This is a genomic window from Streptomyces calidiresistens (assembly GCF_014141525.1).
Lineage (GTDB): Bacteria > Actinomycetota > Actinomycetes > Streptomycetales > Streptomycetaceae > Streptomyces > Streptomyces calidiresistens.
Map to the genome: position 1 here is coordinate 1 of NZ_VKHS01001621.1, position 392 is coordinate 392.

Consider the following 392-nt stretch of genomic DNA (forward strand, 5'->3'; position numbering starts at 1 on the left):
CCTCCCGACAGTCGGCCGCCCACCGCACCGCCGCCGCCGGGTCGGGGGCCCGGACCGAGACCACCGCCGCGTCCGGACGGGCCGCCGCGTACCCGGCATCGGTCAGCCGCCGGTGGAACTCCGTCGCCACCCACCGGGCCCGGGCCGGTCGCTCCGGCCCGGCACGCAGCATTCGCAGGGCCTCCCGGGCCGCGCCGACGGCGGCCGGGGCCAGACCGGTGTCGAAGATGAAGGTGCGGGCCGCGTTCACCAGGTGCTCGATCACCCGGGCGGGCCCGAGCACCGCCCCGCCCTGTGACCCCAGGGACTTGGAGAGCGTGACGGTGGTCACCACGTCCGGGGCGCCGGCGAGACCGGCGGCGTGCGGGGCCCCGCGCCCCCCGTCCCCGACC

The 392-nt window shown here is 79.8% G+C and carries 1 protein-coding gene; it reads right to left on the minus strand.

Annotated features, from left to right (window positions below):
• On the minus strand, positions 1 to 392 hold a 392-nt coding region (locus FOE67_RS28545; protein WP_182667661.1), incomplete at both ends, for an aminotransferase class I/II-fold pyridoxal phosphate-dependent enzyme.